Raw genomic sequence first — 243 nt, 5'->3', positions numbered from 1 at the left:
AATGCTCGAAATCGTGGAAACTCGGATACCCCATCGCCGACGGATTCTCGGTGAATGTCAGCGAGTGCACCCCGCGCGCGGCGTTGCGGCGGATCTCGGCCGCACACGCTTCGGGGTCCCAGATCACCGGCAGCGTCATCGGGATGAAGCGGGCCGGATACGCCCCGCACCATTCCTCGACGTGCCAGTCGTTGTAGGCCTGCACCAGCGCCAGCGAGAACTCCGCATCCTCGGTGGCGAACA

General features: G+C 65.0%; 1 protein-coding gene. It reads right to left on the bottom strand.

Translation table 11 applies throughout. The annotated features are described in order from the left end of the window. The coding region (locus BST38_RS28880; RefSeq protein WP_165761680.1) for an amidohydrolase family protein at positions 1–243 on the bottom strand (243 nt) is incomplete at both ends.

The organism is Mycolicibacterium parafortuitum (assembly GCF_002086815.1).
Taxonomy (GTDB): Bacteria; Actinomycetota; Actinomycetes; order Mycobacteriales; family Mycobacteriaceae; genus Mycobacterium; species Mycobacterium parafortuitum.
Note: the sequence above shows the minus strand (reverse complement) of the source record. Positions and strands in the feature narration are given on the sequence as shown.